Here is an 18,979-nt window from a genome sequence, read left to right as displayed (position 1 = left end):
CGTGGTTATCAAAAGGTAAGCCAGCCACTTTACGTTCTCGAAACCTCCCTCTTGCTGAACTGGTATCTGCCCAGTCACCCGACCAGGCATCTGACGAAAGACAAGGCCATGCACCCAACTCTCCCCACCCGCACCATCCGTCGTACTGTCGCCGGCTCCCTTGCGGCTGCGGCCGGCGCACTCCTCTTGCTCGGCCTGACCGCCTGCTCGCCCAGTGCCGACAAGGGCCAGGACTTGAAGACCGACGACTACGAAACCTCAATCGTCGACTGGCGCCAGCAGATGGACGACTGCATGAAGGAGGCCGGCTTTGACCTGACCGGCGGAGATAGCGGAGAGGGTGGATCGACGGGCTCGGTCGACACCTCACAGTTCGATATGGACGCCTTGGACAAGGCCTCCGCCGCGTGCACAGGGAAGATCGGCGAGCCTCCGGTCGACCCGAACCAGCCGACCGAAGACGAAATGTTCGACACGCAGCTCGCCTTCGCGAAATGCATGCGCGAGTCCGGCTACGACTACCCCGACCCGGTGAAGGGTTCCGGCGGCATGAGCGCGGCGTTCGGGTCCGACGTCGACCCGAATACCGTCGACGCCTGCTCGGCCAAGGCGGAGAAAGAAACCACCAAATGAGCGCCACCACTGACCCCACCGACGTCGCCGCCGGCAGCGACAGACCGGGCACCGTCGCCAAGCCGCGCCGCACCAAGCGCGCCCTGCTCCTCAGCGTCATCGGCCTCCTCGTGGTCGCGGCGGTCGCCGCAGCCATCGTGCTCGTTCAACCCCCGAACAAGGCCAGCTCCGACCCGAAGCCCGTGAACGTCGAGACGCTGAAGATCAGCCGCGGCGACCTCACCGAGCTGGTGCGCGCGTCGGGCACGCTGGGTTATTCGGCCCCCCGTGACCTCGGCACCTCGCTGTCCGGCATCGTCACCGGCTTCCCGCCCGCCGGCACCGTCGTCACAACCGGCCAGGAGCTTTTTCGTGTCGACAACATGCCCGTCATCCTGATGCACGGCGACCTGCCGGTCTGGCGGGCTTTCAGCACCGGTATGACGGATGGCGCCGACGTGCTGCAACTCGAGAAGAATCTGGCCACGCTCGGCTTCTTCACGCGGGAGCCCGACGAAGAATTCGCCGGGAGCACGGCCACCGCCATCGAAAAGTGGCAGAAGTCCCTGGGTCTTGAGCAGACGGGCACGATCGAAACCGGCCGGGTCATCTTCTCCCCCGCCGACGTGCGAATCCAAGCGCCGAAAGCCACAATCGGCGATGCGGCCGGGGCCGCGGTGATCTCGGTCACCGGTGCGAACAAAGAGGTGCAAACCTTCATCGATACTTCACAGCAGTCGCTCGCTCCTGTCGGCGCACAGGTGAAGATCGCGCTGCCCGGCGGCGCGGAGACCACCGGCACCGTGGTCGCCATCGGCACCCCCGTCGAAAAGGACGGCACCAACGGCAAGACCATGAAGATTCCGGTGACCCTCACCCTCGACGACGCGGCGGCCGCCGAGTCCCTCGACAACGTGTCGGTCAGCATCGTGCTCACGCAGACCAAGCAAGAAGACGCATTGCTTCTTCCGGTTGCCGCCCTGCTTGCCCAGCCCGGCCGCGGATTCGCCGTGGAGGTCACGCTGAAGGAACCCTCGACGTCCGGCAAGACCACGAAGCTGGTTCCGGTCGAGCTGGGCGCTTTCGCCGACGGATTCGTCGCGGTCACCGGAGGCAAGCTCGCCGAGGGCGACACCGTCGTGGTGGCGAAATGAGTCCCGCCATCGTCGAGCTCCACGGCGTGACTCGCAGCTACGGCTCGCCGCCCACTGTGGCACTGAATGGCGTCGATCTGACGATCGACGAGGGTGAGATGCTCGCAATCGTCGGCCCGAGCGGGTCGGGAAAGTCGACCATGCTCAACATCATCGGTTCACTCGACCGGGCCAGCTCCGGCGAGACGAAGATTGCCGGCAACGACGTGACCCGAATGACCGACGCTGAGTTGTCGGCGCTCCGCGCCTACACGATCGGCTTCATCTTTCAGCAGTTCCACCTCTCCGACGGTGTCACGGCTCTCGACAACGTGGCGACTGGCCTGCTCTACACCGGGATGCCGCCGCGCGAACGTCGCCGCCTCGCCGCCATCGCTCTCGAGCGCGTCGGCCTGGGCGACCGCCTCACGCACCACCCGCGCCAGCTCTCCGGCGGTGAACGCCAACGCGTCGCCATCGCGCGGGCCGTTGTCGGCGAACCGCGACTGCTTCTCGCCGATGAACCGACCGGAAGCCTCGACACCAAGTCAGGTGCAGGCGTGATGGAGATCTTGAACGAGTTGAACCGTTCGGGCACCACCGTCGTCGTGATCACCCACGACCAGGATCTGGCCGATCGGATGCCGCGCCAGGTGCGCATCCGCGACGGCGAGATCGTGGCGGATGCGCACGCGAGCGCGGGGGTTGCAGCATGAGCCGTCGCACGAGCGCCAGCACAACGCATTCCCTCCGCTCCCGGCTGCGTGCGGGCGACCTCTTTTCGCTCGGCTTTCACGGTCTGCGCGCCCGCCCGATGCGCGCGATCCTCTCCTCGCTCGGCATCGCCATCGGCATCGCCGCGATGATCTCGGTGATCGGCATCTCGACATCCAGTCAGGCGCTCATTAAAGAGAAGCTGGCCGACCTCGGCACCAATTTGCTCACGGTCAGTGGCGGAACCGATCTCCTTGGCCAGAACACCCCGCTCTCTCCCGAGGCGACCGCGCTCATCCGTCGAATTCCCGGCGTGCAGCACGCCAGTTCGATTGGCACCCTCGAGAAGATCTTCGTCTTCCGGAATGCCCAGATCGAGCCCTCTCGCACGGGCGGGTTGACCGTTGCCGCGGCCGATCTCGACCTGCTGGAAGCGACGGGATCGACCATCTTGACCGGCGCCTGGTTGAACGAGGCGACCGCGCAGTTCCCGACCGTCGTGCTGGGACGCACGGCGGCAGAGCGGCTCGGTGTCCAAAACGCCGGCGGACTGGTCTGGCTCGGCAACCACCAGTTCACGGTGGTCGGCATTCTTGACTCCTCTCCGCTCGTGCCGGAGCTTGACTCGACCGCGTTGATCGGCGAATCGATCGCCCAACAGCTTTTCGGTTACGCCGGCAGCCCCACCACGATCTACGAGCGCTCCGACGAGGCCCGTGTGATGGAGGTCAGAAAATTGCTGCCACCGACCGTCAACCCCGTTTCGCCGAGCGCGGTGAAGGTCAGCCGGCCGTCCGACGCTTTGGCTGCACAGAACACCGTCGACCAGGCATTCACCGGGTTGCTCGTCGGAGTCGGTTCGATCGCGCTGCTCGTCGGCGGCATCGGCGTGGCCAACACCATGGTGATCTCGGTGCTCGAACGGCGACGTGAGATCGGCCTGCGCCGGTCGCTCGGAGCCACGCGGAAGCACATCCGGGTGCAGTTCCTCTTCGAGGCCATGCTTCTCTCCGCCTACGGCGGACTCGCCGGTACCGCGCTCGGCTGGATCATCACCGCGGTAGCCGCCAAGACCAACGGGTGGGTCGTGGCCATCCCGCCCGAAGTGCTCGTCGCCGGTATCGCCGTGACGATCGCCGTCGGCGCCATCGCGGGAGTGCTGCCTGCCGTGCGGGCCGCGCGCACCTCGCCGACGGCGGCGCTGAGCGCCTAACGCAGCAACACCCCTCCCATTCGACGGAGATGTGCACGATTTGGACCGTTTCCCGCCACATCTGGCCGGATTCGCGACTTATCTCCGTCGAATGGGGGAAAGCGGCTCCCGTCTGAATCAGGGGAGCGGATGCCGGCACGTGAGCGCGACTCGACCCCGCTGCCAGGGCCTCCCCAGGTCGACTTCCGTACCGTTGTCGTGTCGCGAGTTTTGCTCAACATCCGCGATCACCTTGCGTCGATTGTTGAACAATCGTATGCTTTTCCAGCATCAGTGGCCATCGGCGCTGACGATGCCCCCAAGGAAGTGAGCACGATGTCCACGACGATTACCACCCCCACGACGCCTCCGAAGAAGCTCAAGAACAAACACCGCGGCGCCCTCGTCGGCGCGATGTTCCTCATGGCCACCAGCGCCGTCGGACCCGGCTTCATCGTGCAGACCACGAACTTCACGGTTCAGCTCGGTGCGGCATTCGCCTTCGCGATCGTCGTCTCGATCCTCGTTGACATCGCCGTTCAGCTGAACGTCTGGCGTGTCATCGGCGTCACCGGCAAGCGTGCCCAGGAACTCGCCAACACGGTGTTCCCCGGTGCCGGCTGGTTTCTCGCCGCACTCATCTGCCTCGGCGGACTCGTCTTCAACATCGGCAACATCGCCGGAGCCGGGCTGGGCGTCAACGCCATGCTCGGCATCGACCCGAAGATCGGCGGCGCGGTATCGGCTCTGATCGCCATCGGGATCTTCTTGAGCAAACGGGCCGGGGTCGCCCTCGACAAGATTGTCGTCGTGCTCGGCGCCCTGATGATCCTGCTCATCGGCTACGTCGCGATCGTGTCGCGCCCGCCGCTCGGTGAGGCACTGCGCAATGCGGTCATCCCCGACAACATCGATTTTCTCGTCATCACCACCTTGATCGGCGGCACGATCGGCGGGTACATCACCTACGCCGGCGCGCACCGGATGATTGACGCCGGCGTGTCCGGCAAGGAGAACGTCGGCGAGATCACACGCAGCTCGATTTTCGGAATCATCATCACCGGAGTCATCCGCGTGCTGCTGTTCCTGGCAATTCTCGGCGTCGTTGCCGGCGGCGTGACGCTCACCGGCGACAACCTCGCCGCCTCGGCGTTCCAGGCCGCGGCCGGAGACATCGGCCTGGTCCTGTTCGGTGTCATCCTCTGGGCGGCTTCGATCACCTCGGTGATCGGCGCGGCGTACACCTCGATCTCCTTCGTGACGAGCGCGAAGACGAAACCGCGCACCCGCAGCATTGCGACCTGCGTTTTCATCGCCGTGTCGACCGTGGTCTACCTGCTCCTCGGCCAGGCCCCCTCGACCCTGTTGATCATGGCCGGTGCCGTCAACGGCCTCATCCTGCCCGTCGGCTTCACCGTCATCCTCTGGGTCGCTTGGCGTCGCCGCGACCTGCTCGGCGGCTACGTCTACCCGAAGTGGCTGCTGCTGCTCGGTGTCGCCGCGTGGCTGCTCACGCTCTTCCTCGGCTACCAGTCGCTCGGCGGCCTCGCCAAGCTGTGGGTGTAGCCAGCGCATGAGTGCAACGTCCTCCCTCACTCCCGCCGCCGCCCGGGCGTTGTTCCGCGGCGGCCTGGTGGCTCCCACGGCCGGTTGGTCGCGAGGGTTCACCCAGGCGAACCTCATCATCGTGCCGCGGGAGCAGGCGGCGGACGTGGCGCTGTTCGCCGAGCGCAATCCGCAGGCCTGCCCCGTGCTCGGGGTGCTTGAGGCGGGCGAAACGAGCGGGCCGCTGCTCGCCGGGGGCGACATCCGCACCGATCTGGCCCGGTACACGGTCTACGAGCACGGCGTGCTCGTCGACTCGCCGACCGACCTCTCGGCCTGGTGGCGCTCCGACCTCGTGACGTTCATCGTGGGCTGCAGTTTCACCTTCGAGACGGCGTTGCAGGATGCCGGGGTGCCGATCGCGCACATCGACCAGGGCAAGAACGTGCCGATGTACCGCACGAACCGGCGCTGCGTGCCCGCTGGAACCCTCAGCGGGCCGCTCGTCGTCTCGATGCGCCCAATTCCGGCCGACCGGGTGGATGACGCGGTGCGGATCACCGGACGTTACCCCGCGGTGCATGGCGCGCCGGTGCATGTGGGCGACCCCGCCGAACTCGGAATCATTGATCTCGGCTCGCCCGACTTCGGTGACGCGGTCGAGTTGCACCCCGGGGACGTTCCGGTCTTCTGGGCCTGCGGGGTCACCCCGCAGGCGGCCGTGATGGAGTCGCGCCCGCCTCTGGCGATCGGGCACGCGCCGGGTCACATGCTGATCACGGATGCCCGAGACTCGGACTACCTGGTGGAGTAGCGTCGGTGGGCGTCGCCGCCCAACCCGGTGGTCGAGCTTGTCGAGACTTCCGCCGGCCGATCCTTGAGCCTCGGGTGCGTCCGAGGGGTCGGCTTACCGGGTCTCGACAAGCTCGACCAACGAAATGGTCCTAGACCGACTCGGCCACCATCGCATCGAGCAGCTGCGCCTCCGCGCGGCGCAGGTAGTCCCCCATCAGTTCCGCGGCCTGGGAGCGTTCCCCGGCGTCAACGAGTTCGGCGATGCGGGCATTCTCTTCGATGTACGGCTCGTGGAAGCCCGGGTCGGCCACCATCGAGTGGAAGACCAGCCGCATCTCGGCCAAGACCTGTTCCATCTGAATGTTCAGCCGTTCGCTTCCGGCGAGGGCGACGACCGCCTCATGGAAGCTCTGGTTCGCCCCCGCCATCTCTGACACCGAACTGCTCGCACGGGCCAGACGCGCACGGGCAACGGCTGCATGCATCGGCTGAGTGTTGCCGTGCGGAGCCCAGAGCAGCGCGGCCGGCTCCAGAAACCGGCGCACTCGGTAGATCTCGCGGATGTCGTCGGCGGTCGGCTGCGCGACGAAAACACCGCGGTTGGGAATCCGTGTCACCACATGCTCGGCGGCGAGGGTCGAGAACGCCTCCCGCAGGGTATTGCGGGAGACCCCGAGCACTTCGCCGAGCGCCTCCTCGGCCAGCTTCGCGCCCGGCGCAAGCTGCCCGGCCGCGATGCGTTCGCGCAGCACTGACGCCACCCAGGTTCCGGTCTCCGCATGGCGCACCTCGGCGCTCTGCTGTCGCAGATCGGTCAGGATGTCTTCGAGAGTCATACGCCCACGATAGGGGTGAGTCAGCCGACGATTGATGCGACAGCGGAGTTCACGCTCACCGTGTCCCCCGTCTGTACCAGCTGGTCCTGCAGAATGCCGGGCCGGTGGGCTCGAATGGTCGACTCCATTTTCATCGCCTCAATCACGAGAACTGGCTCACCGGCGGCGACGGATGCCCCCACCGGAACGAGCCATTTCACGACGGTTCCGCCCATCGCGGAGTGCAGTGTCTCCGGATCGGCGGCTGTCGCCGTTGCCGCAGCGAGAGCGGCGTTAGCGCCGATCGGAGCGCCTGCCTCCAGGCTTGCGAGCAGCGCGGCGGGCAGGCCGACCGCCATCCGTCGCCCGTCCAGCTCGATGCTGATCGTGCGGCGCGCGGCCTCGGGCGGCACCACACCGAGCGCCGGGTCTGGCAGGAGCTGCTCGGTGAACTCGGTTTCGATCCAGCCGGTGTACACCCCGAGCCGGTCGGGTGCGGTGAAGGCCGGCGACTCGACGACCGCCCGGTGGAAGGGAAGCACGGTCGCGAGACCCTGGATGTCGATCTCGGCGAGGGCCCGGCGCGCGCGGCGGAGTGCCTGCTGGCGATCGGCGCCGGTGACGATGAGTTTGGCGAAGAGCGAGTCGAACTGCCCGGGTACGAGACCGCCGGAGCGCAGCCCGGTGTCCACCCGGATTCCGGGCCCGGTCGGCGGAGCGAAGGCGGTCACCGTGCCGGGGGACGGCAGGAAGCCGCGCGCCGGGTCTTCGGCGTTCAGCCGGAACTCGAAGGAGTGCCCCCGCGCCTCGGGATCGCACTCGACTGGCAGGGCGCCGCCGGCCGCGATGGCGAGCTGCGCCTGCACAAGGTCGATTCCCGAGGTTTCTTCGGTGATCGGGTGCTCCACCTGCAGGCGCGTGTTGACCTCGAGAAACGAGATGGTGCCGTCTTGGGCGAGCAGGTACTCGACTGTGCCAGCGCCGCTGTAGCCGGCCTCCCGGCAGATGGCCTTCGCCGAGGTGTAGATCAAGTCGCGCTGGGCCGGGGTCAAGAAGGGGGCCGGCGCTTCTTCGACGAGTTTCTGATTGCGGCGCTGCAGCGAGCAGTCGCGGGTGCCGACGACGATGACGTTGCCCCGGCCGTCGGCGAGAATCTGGGCCTCGACGTGCCGCGGCTGGTGCAGAAAGCGTTCGACGAAGCACTCGCCGCGACCGAAGGCCGCCTGGGACTCACGCACGGCCGAGTCGAAGGACTCCTCGATCGCATCCATCTCCCAGACCACTTTGAGGCCGCGCCCGCCGCCGCCGAACGCCGCCTTGATCGCGATGGGGAGGCCGTGCTTCTCGGCGAAGGAGCGTACCTCTGCGGCGGTCTCGACGGTTCCTTCGCTGCCGGCGACAAGGGGCGCCCCGACGCGAATTGCGATCTCTCGCGCAGAGACCTTGTTACCGAGCAAGCGAATCGCTTCGGGGCTCGGGCCCACCCAGATCAGACCGGCGTCGCCGACGGCCTGCGCGAAGTCAGCGTTCTCCGAGAGAAAACCGTAACCGGGGTGCACGGCGTCGGCTCCGGAACGCTTCGCAATGGCAAGCAGCTTGTCGACGTTGAGGTAGGTGTCGGCCGGCGCATCCCCGCCGAGGGCGAAGGCTTCGGTCGCCACGCTCACATGCAAGGCGTCGGCGTCGACGTCGGCATAGACGGCAACGGACTCGAGCCCGGCATCGTCGCAGCCGCGGGCGATGCGCACGGCGATTTCACCGCGGTTGGCAATCAGTACTTTTCGCATGGGGAGCTCTTTCACTGCGGGGACAACACGGATGCAGCACGAGGGACTGCAAGGAAACGGATGTGGGCTCCGGTCGGCAATTGAGCCGCCCGGTCGAGGTCGCACTCAAGCACAACGCCGAGCACGGGGTAGCCGCCGGTCACCGGATGGTCGGCGAGAAACAAGACGGGGAGGCCGGAGGCCGGCAGCTGGATGGCTCCGCTGACGGTGCCCTCGCTGGCGAGCTCGCCTGTCTTCTCCCGACGCAGCGCCTCGCCGGCCAGTCGCAAACCGATGCGGTTCGACTGCGCGGTGACCGTCCAGCTCTGTCGGCTGAACTCGGCGAGGGTCTCGGCGCTGAACCAGTCGGCGCGGGGGCCGGGAACGTAGCGGAGTTCGGTGACGGTTTCCGCTGACGCCGGATCGGGCGCGCAGGCGGAGCCGGTCCCGGGGAGCGATGCCGAGCCGGTCTCCGGGGAACCGACGACACTCGTCGGGGGTGCCGGCAGCACCGCCAGGGCGCTCCCGGCCACCAGCACCGCCGGGCCGATACCCGACATCGTGTCGGTGGCCCGGCTTCCGAGCAACACCGGGGTGTCGAAACCGCCGCGCACGGCGACGTAGCTGCGCACACCGCTGGTCGGAGTTCCGATGGTGAGCGTCTCGCCCGCGAGCAGCGCGAACGGCGCGAATCCGGAGACCGAGCGCACGCATCCGTCGCCGTCGGTGACCTCGAGCGAAACCGTTGCTCCCGTCACCGCGAGCACTTCGTCTGACACAGCATGCAGCACCAGGCCGCCGAGCGCATTCTCGAGAACTGCCGCGGTGGCGGCGTTGCCGGCGAGCCGGTTCGCCTGGCGCACGGCGCCCCGGTCGAGGGCGCCGGAACCGGCGACACCGAGGCTCGCATAGCCCGGCCGGCCGAGGTCTTGCACGGTGGTCTGCAGTCCCGGATTGCGCACGATCAGGCCGGCGCTCGGCCGGACATCACGCTTTTCGGCGGGATCGAGAGAGAGCGGCGTTGCGGGGGCAGCAGGGGCAGCAGCAGTCAGCAGGCTCGCCCGCACCGCCCGAAACTGCACGCGGTTGCCCGGGCGCACGAGCGCCGGTTGCGGTCGGTCGAGGTCCCACATCGTGGCCGTCGTGTGTCCGATGAGCTGCCAGCCGCCCGGCGAGACCCGGGGATAGACGGCGGAATAGGTGTCGGCGAGTGCGACCGAACCAGCGGGAACACTTGGCCGGGGTGTGCTGCGGCGCGGCACCGCCAGAGCGCTGTTCTCCCCCACCAAGTAGGCGAAGCCGGGCGCGAAACCGCCGAACGCGGCGGTCCAGGTCTGGTCGCCGTGCGCGGCGATGACCGCCTCACGGCTCAATCCGGTGAGACCGGCGACGTCGTCGAGGTCGAGGCCGTCGTAGATCGTGTCAATCGTCACGAGCGTGTCGTCGGCGACGACCGCCTCGGTCAAGTCGAGGTGGCGGAGAGCCTCCGCGTAGCCGCGCGCCGCGCGAGCCGAGTCGGCGGTCACGAGAACCGTCGTGGCGGCCGCGACGACATCGACCTGGCCGGCGAGCGGATGCTGCTCCAGGTGCGCCTGCAGACTGAGGACTTCGGCGAGGGTGCCGAGTTCAACAAGTACCGCCCGGTCGCCCACGGGGCGCAGGATCGACACCGGCTTGGTCGCCGCCACGCTAAACGAAGCTCCGGATGCTCACGCCGCCACCGAGCAGGGCCGTGCGAATCGCACCGGCCAGGCTCACTGCCTCTGGAGTATCGCCGTGCAGGCACAGGCTGTCGACCGACACCTCGATCAGCGTACCGTCGATGGCACGCACCTGGCGGTCGATCGCGATGCGCAGCACCTGCTCGATCACGGCATCCACCGAGTGCAGCACGGCGCCCGGCAGAGTGCGGGAAACGAGGGAACCGTCGGCGTTGTAGGCGCGATCGGCGAAGGCCTCTGTGACAACCCGGAGGCCGGCGTCCGACGCCACCCGGGCGATCTCGGAGTTCGGCAGCACCATGAGCGGCAGGCTGGGGTCGATGGCCAGAATCGCCTCGGTCACCGCTCGCGCCTGCTCCGGATGCCGGGCGATGGTGTTGTAGAGGGCGCCGTGCGGTTTCACGTAGCGCACGGCAGTGCCGGCCGCGGCGGCGAGCGCCTGCACCGCACCGATCTGATAGATCACGTCGTCGGTGAGCTCGTTGGGCACCATGTCGATGAAGCGGCGGCCGAAGCCGGCGAGGTCGCGGTAGCCGGGATGCGCCCCCACCGTGACGCCGGCAGCGGCAGCGGCGGCGCAGGTGGCCCGGATGCCGCTGGGATCGCCGGCGTGGAAGCCGCCTGCGACATTGACGCTGGAGACCGAGGCGATGATGGCCTCGTCATTGCCGAAGGACCAGTTGCCGAAGGACTCGCCTACGTCGCTGTTGAGATCGATAGTGATAGTCGGCATCCGTTCTCCATTGAAAGAAAAGTTCTACTCACTAGCCTGCACCATTTCGACGGATTGTTCAACAATCCAAGCTGGCAACCCGCCGCGCACGACCGTGTCAGTTGCGTTGGCGAATGCGGAACACGTCGTAGAGCACCCGCAGCGTCAGAATTCCCGAGAGCACGACGAGCAGGTAGCCGAAGATCTGAAAGAGACTCAGCGTGGCCGTGACCTGGGGGCCCACGGTGCTTGTCAGCAGCATCACCGCCATAATGCCGAACGCTGCGGCAAGAAACGTGATGGCGATCAGGTTGACGAGGTCACGAATGAGTTCGCGGTCACGCCGGTCGGCGAAGGGTCGGATGTTGACGGTGAAACGGCCGTTGACGAGCGCCCCGGTGAGTCGGTCGATGCGCTCGGGAAAGCGGCGCACGAGGGGAAGCAGCGACATCACCTCATCGTTGATGCTTGTGAACAGCGCGCGCGGCTTGAATCCTGCGGCGACGCGGTCTGCCGCATAGCCGCTGGCCTCGGCAAGGATGTCGAAGTCGGGGCTGAGGTACCGCAGGGTTCCTTCCAGCGTGGCGACGGCGCGAAATGCCAGGGCGAGCTCTGACGGCACCGCGATGCGGTTTGCGGTCAGCATGCGCACCATCTCGGTGAAGACAGTCACATCGAGGGATGCCCCCGGGCCGAGCCGGGTCGCCACGAAGACACCGATCTGTCGCCGCAGACTGACCTCGTCGATGTCGTCGGGAAGTTCGATGAATGCCAGCAGTGCGTCGGTGAACGCCCCGGCGTCGCCGCGGTAGAAGGCCAGCAGGACGTCACCGATCTGCGCGCGCAGTTGCGAGTCGAGTCGGCCCACTGAGCCGAAGTCGAGCAGCACCAGCTCGCCGTCACCGCGCAGGATGATGTTGCCCGGGTGCAGGTCGGCATGGAACACCCCGTCGTCGATGATCTGAACGAGAGTCGAACGCAGCAACCGATTGGCCTGCACGGCGCGTTCGGCGGCCGAATGATCGCGGAGCGCGCTCACATCGCTGAGCGTGTCACCGTCGACCAGTTCCATCACCAAGACCTTGCTGGTGCTGATCTCGGGGTAATGGTGGGGAATCCCCACCCGCTCTGCCTCCGCGTGTTTGGCCTGCGCGAGTGCCATCGCCGTCATGTTGCGTGATTCGACGCCGTAGTCGAGTTCGTCACGCAGGCTGGCCGCGAAGTTGCGGGCCAGGTCGACCACCCCGAGTTCTTGTCCCCACGCCGTCGAGTTTTCCAGTTGGGCAGCAAGTCGCACGGTGATGTCGAGGTCGCGCTCGACCAGGCTCACGATCCCCGGACGCTGCACCTTGACGGCCACTGCCTCCCCGCCGATCAGGGTCGCTCGGTGCACCTGCCCGATCGAGGCTGCGGCCAGGGGCACCTCGTCGAACGAGGCGAACACCGTCTCGACCGGTTCGCCCAGTTCGGTTTCGAGCAGGCGGCGCACGTCGGTCCACTCCGCCGGCGGCACGCGCTGCTGAAGCAAGGTGAGTTCCGCGAGGAACTCCTTCGGGAGCAGATCGGTGCGGGTGGAGAGAACCTGCCCGAGCTTCACGAACGCGCCACCGGCATCCTCGAGGGCCCCGCGCAGCGCACGGGCTTGCTTGGTGCGCTCAGCGGCTCCGGCAGCGGTCGGCTCGGTGTTCAGCCGAAATGGAACGAGGCCGTGCCGCAACGCGATCCGGGAGATTTCGGCGTAGCGGCGCGTGCGGGCAAAGCGGGCCTTGATCGACGGCAGCCAGAGATCGGGTCGGGGAACGGTGCCGGACGGCACAATGATTTCGGCGATGACCAGGAATGCGACGGCGACGAAGAAGACGATCGCGATCTGCAACGGGAGCAAGGCCGGGGTGTACTCCGGCTGGTCCCAGACGAACCGGGACTCAAATCCGAGTTCGGCGCCGAGGCCGATCATGCCGGCGAGGAGAAGCCGGATGATCCCGATCCGCACGCCGAGGATGCGCCGCGAGAACGAGGCAAGCACGATCAGGAAGATCACCGTGAAGGCGGTCATCAGAAGAATGCTCAAGAGTGCTGTCGCCATGTGTATCCCCGTCGTTGGCCGCTGTCGTCATCAAAGTTAGCGTGTGCGGCCAGGCTGCGTCGGGAGGTTTCCCGGAGAGCGGCCATGATCCGACTTTTGGTTGATCGAAGGTTCAACCTCTTGCGCGATTCACACGGCGCGCGCGAGTGATGAACTGCCACTATGCCTCTTGCTCCTCGCCCATCCTCGCTCGCCTCGCGCCTGACTTCACGTCGGGGCGCCTGGATTTCCATCGTGTTGTCCCTGCTGGCCATCGTTGCCCTCTACGGAATGTTCGGTCGCGCCGAGGCGCCGGTCGGCAACGACGCCGCACCCCCGACATCCGAGTCGGCGCAGGTGAAAGCGCTGCTGGCCGAGTTCCCGGGCAGCGACGAGCAGTCGGTGCTTGTCGTCGCCACACGCGACGACGGTGGCGCGCTGACCGACGCCGACCAGACCGCGATCGCGGGCCTCGTTCCGGTGGTCAGCGAGCAGACCGGGCACGACGCACGTCCCCCTCTCGTCAGCGAAGACGGCCAGGCGGCCGTCATTCAGATACCACTCACCGTGTCCGCCGACACCGGCCAGACCTCGGACGACGTGAAGGCTCTGCGAGCCGCCATCGGCGAGCAGTCGCTCCCCGGAATCACCACGCAGGTCACCGGTGGACCCGCGTTCGGTGCCGACATCACCGCCTCGTTTGACGGCGCGAACATCTCCCTGCTGCTGGTCACGATCGGCATCGTCGCCCTCCTCCTCCTTCTGACCTACCGCTCCCCCGTGCTGTGGCTGATCCCACTCACCGTCGTCGCGTTCGCCGATCAGCTCGCCGGCAAGATGACATCCGCTCTCGGCACTGAGCTCGGTCTGCAGTTCGACACCGGCATCATCAGCGTGCTCGTCTTCGGCGCCGGCACCAACTATGCGCTGCTGCTGATCTCGAGGTACCGGGAGGAGCTGCTCGAGAACGAGAACCACCGCACCGCCCTCGCCATCGCCTGGCAGAAGACCGCACCCGCCATCCTGGCCTCCAATGTCACCGTGGTCCTGGCCCTGCTCACCCTCGTGTTCGCTGTGATCCCGGGAACCCGAGGACTCGGCATCGCCTCGGCCGTCGGCCTGCTCGTCGCCCTGGCCTTCGTGCTCCTGGTGCTTCCTCCCGTGCTCGCCGTGTGCGGGCGCCGCGTCTTCTGGCCGTTCGTTCCGCGCCCCGGCCAGAACAAGAAGGTCGGACGCGTCTGGGGCGCCGTCGCGCAGAAGGTCGTGCGCCGCCCGGTTCCCGCTTTCGTTGCCGGCATCGCCTTGCTCGCCGTCATGGCCACCGGCCTGATCGGCACCACCGTCGGGCTCACCCAGGTCGAGAAGTTCCGCGTCGCCTCCGAATCGGCCGAAGGCCTCACCACGTTCGGCGCGCACTTCGACGCCGGCGAAGCACAGCCGATGTTCATTGTGGCCAACACCAGCGAGGCGGATGCCGTGCAAGCGGCGGCCGAGGACGTTGCCGACGTGGTGCGAGTGAACCAGATCGGCACAACCACCGTCGACGGAACCGACCTCACGAAGCTGATGGTGACCGGCACCCCGGCACCTGGAACCGAGGAAAGCCTCAGCCTGGTCACCAACCTTCGTGACGCCGTTCACGCCGTTCCCGGTGCAGACGCGCAGGTCGGCGGCGCCGTCGCGATCGACGTCGATGCCCGTGCCGGCGCGCAGCATGACCTGTGGCTGATCGCCCCGCTCGTGCTCGCCGTCAGTTTCATCATCCTGCTGCTCCTGCTGCGTTCCTTCGTCGCTCCGCTGGTTCTGCTGACCATCAACCTGTTCAGCGCCGTCGCCGCGATCGGTGCGGGTGCATGGCTGAGTCGGGTGCTCTTCGACCAGCCGGCCCTCGACCTCCAGGTGCCGATCCTCGCGTTCCTCTTCCTTGTCGCCCTCGGCATCGACTACACGATCTTCCTGGTGCACCGGGCAAAGACCGAAGCTGTCGTCTACGGAACCAAGCAGGGCATGGCTCGGGCCGTCGCGTCGACGGGTGGAGTCATCACGAGTGCGGGAATCGTTCTCGCCGGTGTGTTCGCCGCCCTCGGCATCCTGCCGCTCGTCACCCTGGGCCAGCTCGGTCTGATCGTCGGACTCGGCGTGCTCGTGGACACTCTGGTGGTTCGCACGATCATTGTTCCCGCCGCGTTCAGCCTGCTCGGCGACAAGATCTGGTGGCCGGGAAAGGTTCCGGCAGGCCGGAGCGCGGCAGACCGGGCCACGCCGGAGCTGCTGACGACCGATGATGCCCCAGACCAGCCCGTCGACGCGGTTCCGTCCCGCTGACGCCGACGAGGCAACTGACAGGTAGCACCACAGTGGTGGTGTGCTCGGCACGAGCGCACCAGCACCGCGGTGCTACCGTCGTCACAGGCCGCCTGTGACACTCCGCGCGGCAGGCGCACCGGCCCTCAGGCCTCTCGCGCATCCCCCTCTTCACATCCACACTTTGGAAGGATCCAGCACCGACGATGACAGTTTCAGTGCTGCTGGTCGATGACCATCCGGTGGTGCGGTCGGGCGTTCGCGCCTTGCTCGCGTCCGAGGCCGACGTCGTCGTTGTCGGCGAGGCCTCCTCGGGTGAAGAAGCCGTGGAACTCAGCCGAACCCTCCACCCGGATGTCGTGCTGTGCGATCTGCGCCTCGGTGCGGGCCTCGACGGGGTGGCGACAACGACCCTCCTGCGCAAGCTGGACCCGGCCCCCGCGGTCATCATCCTCACCACCTACGGAACCGACCACGACATCCTGCGGGCTGTCGAGGCCGGGGCCGCCGGCTACCTCCTCAAAGACGTGGCCCCCGAGACGATCGTGTCGGCGCTGCACGATGCGGCCGTCGGCCGCATGGTGCTGGCGCCCGCGATGGCCCAGCGCGTGCTCTCGAGCATGCGCACCACCCGACCGACGTTGAGCAGTCGCGAAATCGAAGTGCTTCGTCACGCCGCCGCCGGGGAGTCCAACCGGGAGATCGCACAGACTTTGTTTGTCACCGCGGCCACGGTCAAATCCCACCTGGTGCACATCTACGCCAAGCTCGGGGTCGACAGCCGTACGAAAGCGATTGCACAGGCCCGCGAGTTGGGGATCATCGCGTAACGGCTGAACCACACACCCCGTCGGATACCCGCCCCGCTGGCGCGGACATCCGTCGTCGGGTAGGTATTTGTTTCCGTGAGCCGGGGTGCCGAATTCAGGAGCGGAGTGCGTGTCGCGGCAACGGATGCCCGTCAATCCGCGGGTGCACCCCGGCCGACACACCTCCACTCCTGATTTTGGTACCCCCACACACGCGCCTGTGGCTCTGACCGAGACTGGTTCACTCTGCTTTCCCCGTGACCCGAGCTAGGTGAGGGCCCGCAACAACAGCTCGGCCGTCGCTGCCGTAGCATCCTCGACGGTCACTCCGTCGAGGAGTCCGCCCGTCGCGAGGGACGCGACACCGTGCACGCCGGCAAATACAACGAGGGCGAAGCGCGCCGGGTCGCCGTCGACGACTTCCCCGGCGGCCTGCGCCTCGGCGATGATCGCGACGACGCTATCCATGCTGCTCCGGCCGGCAGCGAGCAGGGATTCACTCGCGCCCTCGGCATGCTTCACGGCATACATCAGCCCGAGGAGCGCCGCGTTGTCCACGGCAAACTGCACGTAGGCAGCGGCAAGTGCGTGGAACCGGGCTTCGAACGACGTGGCGACGGCCGGGATGTCGGCCAGTTCGTGATTCAGCCGTTCGAATCCAGCGAAAGCGAGCGCATCGAGCAAAGCCTGTCGGTCGCGGAAGTGTCGCGCCGGGGCGCCGTGGCTCACGCCGGCATCGCGCGCCAGCTGGCGCAGCGACAGCGACTCGACTCCGGTCGTGCGCACTGTCGTCTCGGCAAGCTCAAGCAGCGTCTCGCGCAGATTCTCACGGTGATAGCTGGGCATCGACATGCATCGAGTCTAGAGATCAATGTTGACATTGACAACATCGCTTGCGTGGCGCATGATGTTGTCATTGCCAACATCAATGGATCGGAAAACTGAAATGCCCTTGAACCACCGCGGCACGACCGCCATCATCACCGGCGCGAGCTCCGGGCTCGGCGCTGAGTTCGCCAGGACCTTCGCCGCACGCGGCGCCACCCTCGTGCTCGTTGCCCGCCGTGCCGAGCGCCTCGCCGAGCTCGCCACGGACATCCGCTCGAAGCATGGTGTTGAGGTGCACACGATCGTTCTCGACCTGACCGAACTCGGCGCAACCGACGCGCTCGTCGCCGCGGTCCGGGAGCGAGGACTCTCCATCGACACCGTGATCAACAATGCAGGTTTCGGCATGCGCGGCGCGGTTGTCGAGGCGAATGCTGCTCGCCTCGACGAGCAGGTGCGGCTGAACGTCGGCGCGGTTGTGTCGATCACCCGCGCGTTCCTGCCCGAGATGGTTGCCTCCGGTCGCGGTGCGCTCGTGAATGTGGCGAGCACCGCGGCATTCGTGCCCGTGCCGCTGATGGCGGTCTATGGCGCAACAAAGGCCTTCGTACTGAGCTTCACCGAAGCCGTGGCCTTCGAAACCCGCGATTCCTCACTGCGCGTCACCGCAATTTGTCCGGGCGCCACCCGCACGGAGTTCTTCGACGTCGTCGGCACCGAAGACGCCGCGGTCGGAAGCTTTCAGACTCCACCTCAGGTCGTTGCCACCGCCATGCGTGCGCTCGACGCCCGTCGCACTCCGGCGGCGATTGTGTCGGGTCGCGCGAATCGCGCCACCGCCGTTTTTGCGCGGATCATGCCGCGGGGAATCGTGGTGCCGCTGACTGCGCGAATGATGGAGCACTAGCGCCGCGGTTGAACATGTCACCGGTCAGAGCTGGAGTACCGCCCCCGGGAGAGGTAATCGCGCAGCAAGGGAAGAACGACGTCGCTGTGCATCGCACCCAGGTGGTCGAGCCCGGGCAGCACGTCGACGGTCCATCCGGCGGACTCCAGTTTGTCCCGGTCACGCACCAACGGCTCGGCGATGCGCACGGTGACGCCGCCCCATTTCGGGCTGTAGTCGATGGAATCGTCGCTGCCCGCGAAACAGAGCCGCGGCATCCGGAGGTCCGCCTGAATCGCGGCGTCGTCGAAACCGTCCAACGCCTCGTAGAGAGTGACGAACTGCCGGGTTTGCGCCTCATGGGTGTGGATGGCGGCGGAATCCCAGTCGCCGGGCGTGACCGCGCCGGCGTCCTCTCCCGTGCCGTCTCCCGCCGTCACCTCCTGGCTCGTCGACGCCCGATGTGCCGCGCGCGTCACCGCAAGCATCGCCGCATACGGGCCGTCGAGCGGCGGGAACCCGCCCATGACGAGCGCCCAGAGTCGGTCGGTTCGAATTGCGAGCTGCAAACCCGCGAGGGCCAGCCAGGAGTAACCGTAATAGGCAAACCGGTCGGCGCCCGCGGCATCCGCGATGGTGAGCAGGTCGGCCGCTAGATTCTGCGGGGTCAAGGTGTCAGCGGCGGGATGCTGCAGCCGATGGCCTTCGTAGTCGGCCGCGATCACCCGAAAGGATGTTGACAGCCCGGCAATCAGCCGCGGCCCCAGCTCCGGGTCGGCGCCCCACTGTCGCATTGTCTCGGCGGTGGCCGGATCGTGCGGGGTGGAGCGAACCGGCAGTAGCAGGTCGGTCCCCTCCCCCTCGACGTGGATCCGGATCGTCGAGCCATCGTGCAGAACGGCTTCGGTCTCGTTCACGAGCTCCTCCTTCGCGGTTCACCAGCGCATTCGGACCCTATCCCGATGTGGCGAACGAGGAGCGAGCACCGAATGTGGAGCCCCGCTCGCTGTCGCTTCCGGCGCGATTAGACTCAGCACAGGGGACACGGCGGTTGCTGTGCATTTCTACGCACAGCCAAGGAG

16 protein-coding genes are annotated in these 18,979 nt (G+C 67.0%); 9 read left to right on the top strand and 7 right to left on the bottom strand.

Features of this window, described 5'->3' with window-relative positions; genetic code table 11:
• The first annotated feature begins 108 nt into the window (after nt 1-108).
• From AC1DCF_RS10510 to AC1DCF_RS10485, 6 genes are all read left to right on the top strand, one after another.
• Nucleotides 109-633 (top strand): hypothetical protein, encoded by a 525-nt coding sequence (locus AC1DCF_RS10510; RefSeq protein WP_477210967.1) that lies wholly within the window; start codon nt 109-111, stop codon nt 631-633.
• Complete coding sequence (locus AC1DCF_RS10505; RefSeq protein WP_477210966.1) at nt 630-1,766, top strand: peptidoglycan-binding protein; 1,137 nt, start codon at nt 630-632, stop codon at nt 1,764-1,766. Before AC1DCF_RS10510 ends, AC1DCF_RS10505 begins: the two co-directional genes overlap by 4 nt.
• A complete protein-coding gene (locus AC1DCF_RS10500) occupies nt 1,763-2,461 on the top strand; it encodes an ABC transporter ATP-binding protein (RefSeq protein WP_477210965.1) in 699 nt (232 codons plus the stop codon). Before AC1DCF_RS10505 ends, AC1DCF_RS10500 begins: the two co-directional genes overlap by 4 nt.
• Entirely contained in the window at nt 2,458-3,672 is a 1,215-nt protein-coding gene (locus AC1DCF_RS10495; protein ID WP_477210964.1) for an ABC transporter permease, read from the top strand. Before AC1DCF_RS10500 ends, AC1DCF_RS10495 begins: the two co-directional genes overlap by 4 nt.
• A gap of 315 nt (nt 3,673-3,987) precedes the next feature.
• Nucleotides 3,988-5,217 (top strand): NRAMP family divalent metal transporter, encoded by a 1,230-nt coding sequence (locus AC1DCF_RS10490; protein ID WP_477210963.1) that lies wholly within the window; start codon nt 3,988-3,990, stop codon nt 5,215-5,217.
• 7 nt (nt 5,218-5,224) lie between these two features.
• Nucleotides 5,225-6,010, top strand: coding sequence for a putative hydro-lyase (locus tag AC1DCF_RS10485; RefSeq protein ID WP_477210962.1), 786 nt, complete (start codon nt 5,225-5,227; stop codon nt 6,008-6,010).
• Nucleotides 6,011-6,140: 130 nt separating this feature from the next.
• Here the strand turns inward: AC1DCF_RS10485 and AC1DCF_RS10480 are convergent, their stop codons facing one another.
• The 5 genes from AC1DCF_RS10480 to AC1DCF_RS10460 all read right to left on the bottom strand — a co-directional run bounded on the left by AC1DCF_RS10480 (nt 6,141) and on the right by AC1DCF_RS10460 (nt 13,091).
• On the bottom strand, nt 6,141-6,827 hold the full coding sequence (locus AC1DCF_RS10480) for a GntR family transcriptional regulator (RefSeq protein WP_477210961.1): 687 nt from the start codon (nt 6,825-6,827) through the stop codon (nt 6,141-6,143).
• A gap of 20 nt (nt 6,828-6,847) precedes the next feature.
• Nucleotides 6,848-8,593, bottom strand: coding sequence for an acetyl/propionyl/methylcrotonyl-CoA carboxylase subunit alpha (locus AC1DCF_RS10475; protein ID WP_477210960.1), 1,746 nt, complete (start codon nt 8,591-8,593; stop codon nt 6,848-6,850).
• Between the two features lie 11 nt (nt 8,594-8,604).
• Nucleotides 8,605-10,260 carry a 5-oxoprolinase subunit B/C family protein gene (locus AC1DCF_RS10470; RefSeq protein ID WP_477210959.1) on the bottom strand — a complete coding sequence of 552 codons (1,656 nt, stop codon included), beginning with the start codon at nt 10,258-10,260 and terminating at the stop codon, nt 8,605-8,607.
• A 1-nt stretch (nt 10,261) separates the two neighbouring features.
• Nucleotides 10,262-11,026, bottom strand: a complete 765-nt coding sequence (locus AC1DCF_RS10465; RefSeq protein WP_477210958.1) for a LamB/YcsF family protein — start codon at nt 11,024-11,026, stop codon at nt 10,262-10,264.
• A gap of 97 nt (nt 11,027-11,123) precedes the next feature.
• Complete coding sequence (locus AC1DCF_RS10460) at nt 11,124-13,091, bottom strand: ABC1 kinase family protein (protein WP_477210957.1); 1,968 nt, start codon at nt 13,089-13,091, stop codon at nt 11,124-11,126.
• A gap of 162 nt (nt 13,092-13,253) precedes the next feature.
• Between AC1DCF_RS10460 and AC1DCF_RS10455 the strand changes: the two genes are divergently transcribed.
• Nucleotides 13,254-15,395 carry an MMPL family transporter gene (locus AC1DCF_RS10455; RefSeq protein ID WP_477210956.1) on the top strand — a complete coding sequence of 714 codons (2,142 nt, stop codon included), beginning with the start codon at nt 13,254-13,256 and terminating at the stop codon, nt 15,393-15,395.
• Nucleotides 15,396-15,580: 185 nt separating this feature from the next.
• A complete protein-coding gene (locus AC1DCF_RS10450) occupies nt 15,581-16,204 on the top strand; it encodes a response regulator (protein ID WP_477210955.1) in 624 nt (207 codons plus the stop codon).
• Between the two features lie 246 nt (nt 16,205-16,450).
• Here the strand turns inward: AC1DCF_RS10450 and AC1DCF_RS10445 are convergent, their stop codons facing one another.
• Nucleotides 16,451-17,035, bottom strand: coding sequence for a TetR/AcrR family transcriptional regulator (locus AC1DCF_RS10445; protein ID WP_477210954.1), 585 nt, complete (start codon nt 17,033-17,035; stop codon nt 16,451-16,453).
• Nucleotides 17,036-17,129: 94 nt separating this feature from the next.
• Between AC1DCF_RS10445 and AC1DCF_RS10440 the strand changes: the two genes are divergently transcribed.
• Nucleotides 17,130-17,918 carry an SDR family NAD(P)-dependent oxidoreductase gene (locus tag AC1DCF_RS10440; RefSeq protein ID WP_477210953.1) on the top strand — a complete coding sequence of 263 codons (789 nt, stop codon included), beginning with the start codon at nt 17,130-17,132 and terminating at the stop codon, nt 17,916-17,918.
• A 17-nt stretch (nt 17,919-17,935) separates the two neighbouring features.
• Here AC1DCF_RS10440 and AC1DCF_RS10435 read toward each other — a convergent pair whose 3' ends face one another.
• Nucleotides 17,936-18,814 carry an alpha/beta fold hydrolase gene (locus AC1DCF_RS10435; RefSeq protein WP_477210952.1) on the bottom strand — a complete coding sequence of 293 codons (879 nt, stop codon included), beginning with the start codon at nt 18,812-18,814 and terminating at the stop codon, nt 17,936-17,938.
• Nucleotides 18,815-18,979: the final 165 nt, after the last annotated feature.

Source organism: Leifsonia sp. 10L418, assembly GCF_056395445.1.
This window is presented reverse-complemented; position numbering and strand designations above follow the sequence as displayed.

Excerpts from the sequence above, each read along its gene's own strand:
- AC1DCF_RS10510 (WP_477210967.1), top strand. The coding sequence starts at position 109 with ATGCACCCAACTCTCCCCACCCGCACCATCCGTCGTACTGTCGCCGGC.
- AC1DCF_RS10505 (WP_477210966.1), top strand. The coding sequence starts at position 630 with ATGAGCGCCACCACTGACCCCACCGACGTCGCCGCCGGCAGCGACAGA.
- AC1DCF_RS10500 (WP_477210965.1), top strand. The coding sequence starts at position 1,763 with ATGAGTCCCGCCATCGTCGAGCTCCACGGCGTGACTCGCAGCTACGGC.
- AC1DCF_RS10495 (WP_477210964.1), top strand. The coding sequence starts at position 2,458 with ATGAGCCGTCGCACGAGCGCCAGCACAACGCATTCCCTCCGCTCCCGG.
- AC1DCF_RS10490 (WP_477210963.1), top strand. The coding sequence starts at position 3,988 with ATGTCCACGACGATTACCACCCCCACGACGCCTCCGAAGAAGCTCAAG.
- AC1DCF_RS10485 (WP_477210962.1), top strand. The coding sequence starts at position 5,225 with ATGAGTGCAACGTCCTCCCTCACTCCCGCCGCCGCCCGGGCGTTGTTC.
- AC1DCF_RS10480 (WP_477210961.1), bottom strand. The coding sequence starts at position 6,827 with ATGACTCTCGAAGACATCCTGACCGATCTGCGACAGCAGAGCGCCGAG.
- AC1DCF_RS10475 (WP_477210960.1), bottom strand. The coding sequence starts at position 8,593 with ATGCGAAAAGTACTGATTGCCAACCGCGGTGAAATCGCCGTGCGCATC.
- AC1DCF_RS10465 (WP_477210958.1), bottom strand. The coding sequence starts at position 11,026 with ATGCCGACTATCACTATCGATCTCAACAGCGACGTAGGCGAGTCCTTC.
- AC1DCF_RS10460 (WP_477210957.1), bottom strand. The coding sequence starts at position 13,091 with ATGGCGACAGCACTCTTGAGCATTCTTCTGATGACCGCCTTCACGGTG.
- AC1DCF_RS10455 (WP_477210956.1), top strand. The coding sequence starts at position 13,254 with ATGCCTCTTGCTCCTCGCCCATCCTCGCTCGCCTCGCGCCTGACTTCA.
- AC1DCF_RS10450 (WP_477210955.1), top strand. The coding sequence starts at position 15,581 with ATGACAGTTTCAGTGCTGCTGGTCGATGACCATCCGGTGGTGCGGTCG.
- AC1DCF_RS10445 (WP_477210954.1), bottom strand. The coding sequence starts at position 17,035 with ATGTCGATGCCCAGCTATCACCGTGAGAATCTGCGCGAGACGCTGCTT.
- AC1DCF_RS10440 (WP_477210953.1), top strand. The coding sequence starts at position 17,130 with ATGCCCTTGAACCACCGCGGCACGACCGCCATCATCACCGGCGCGAGC.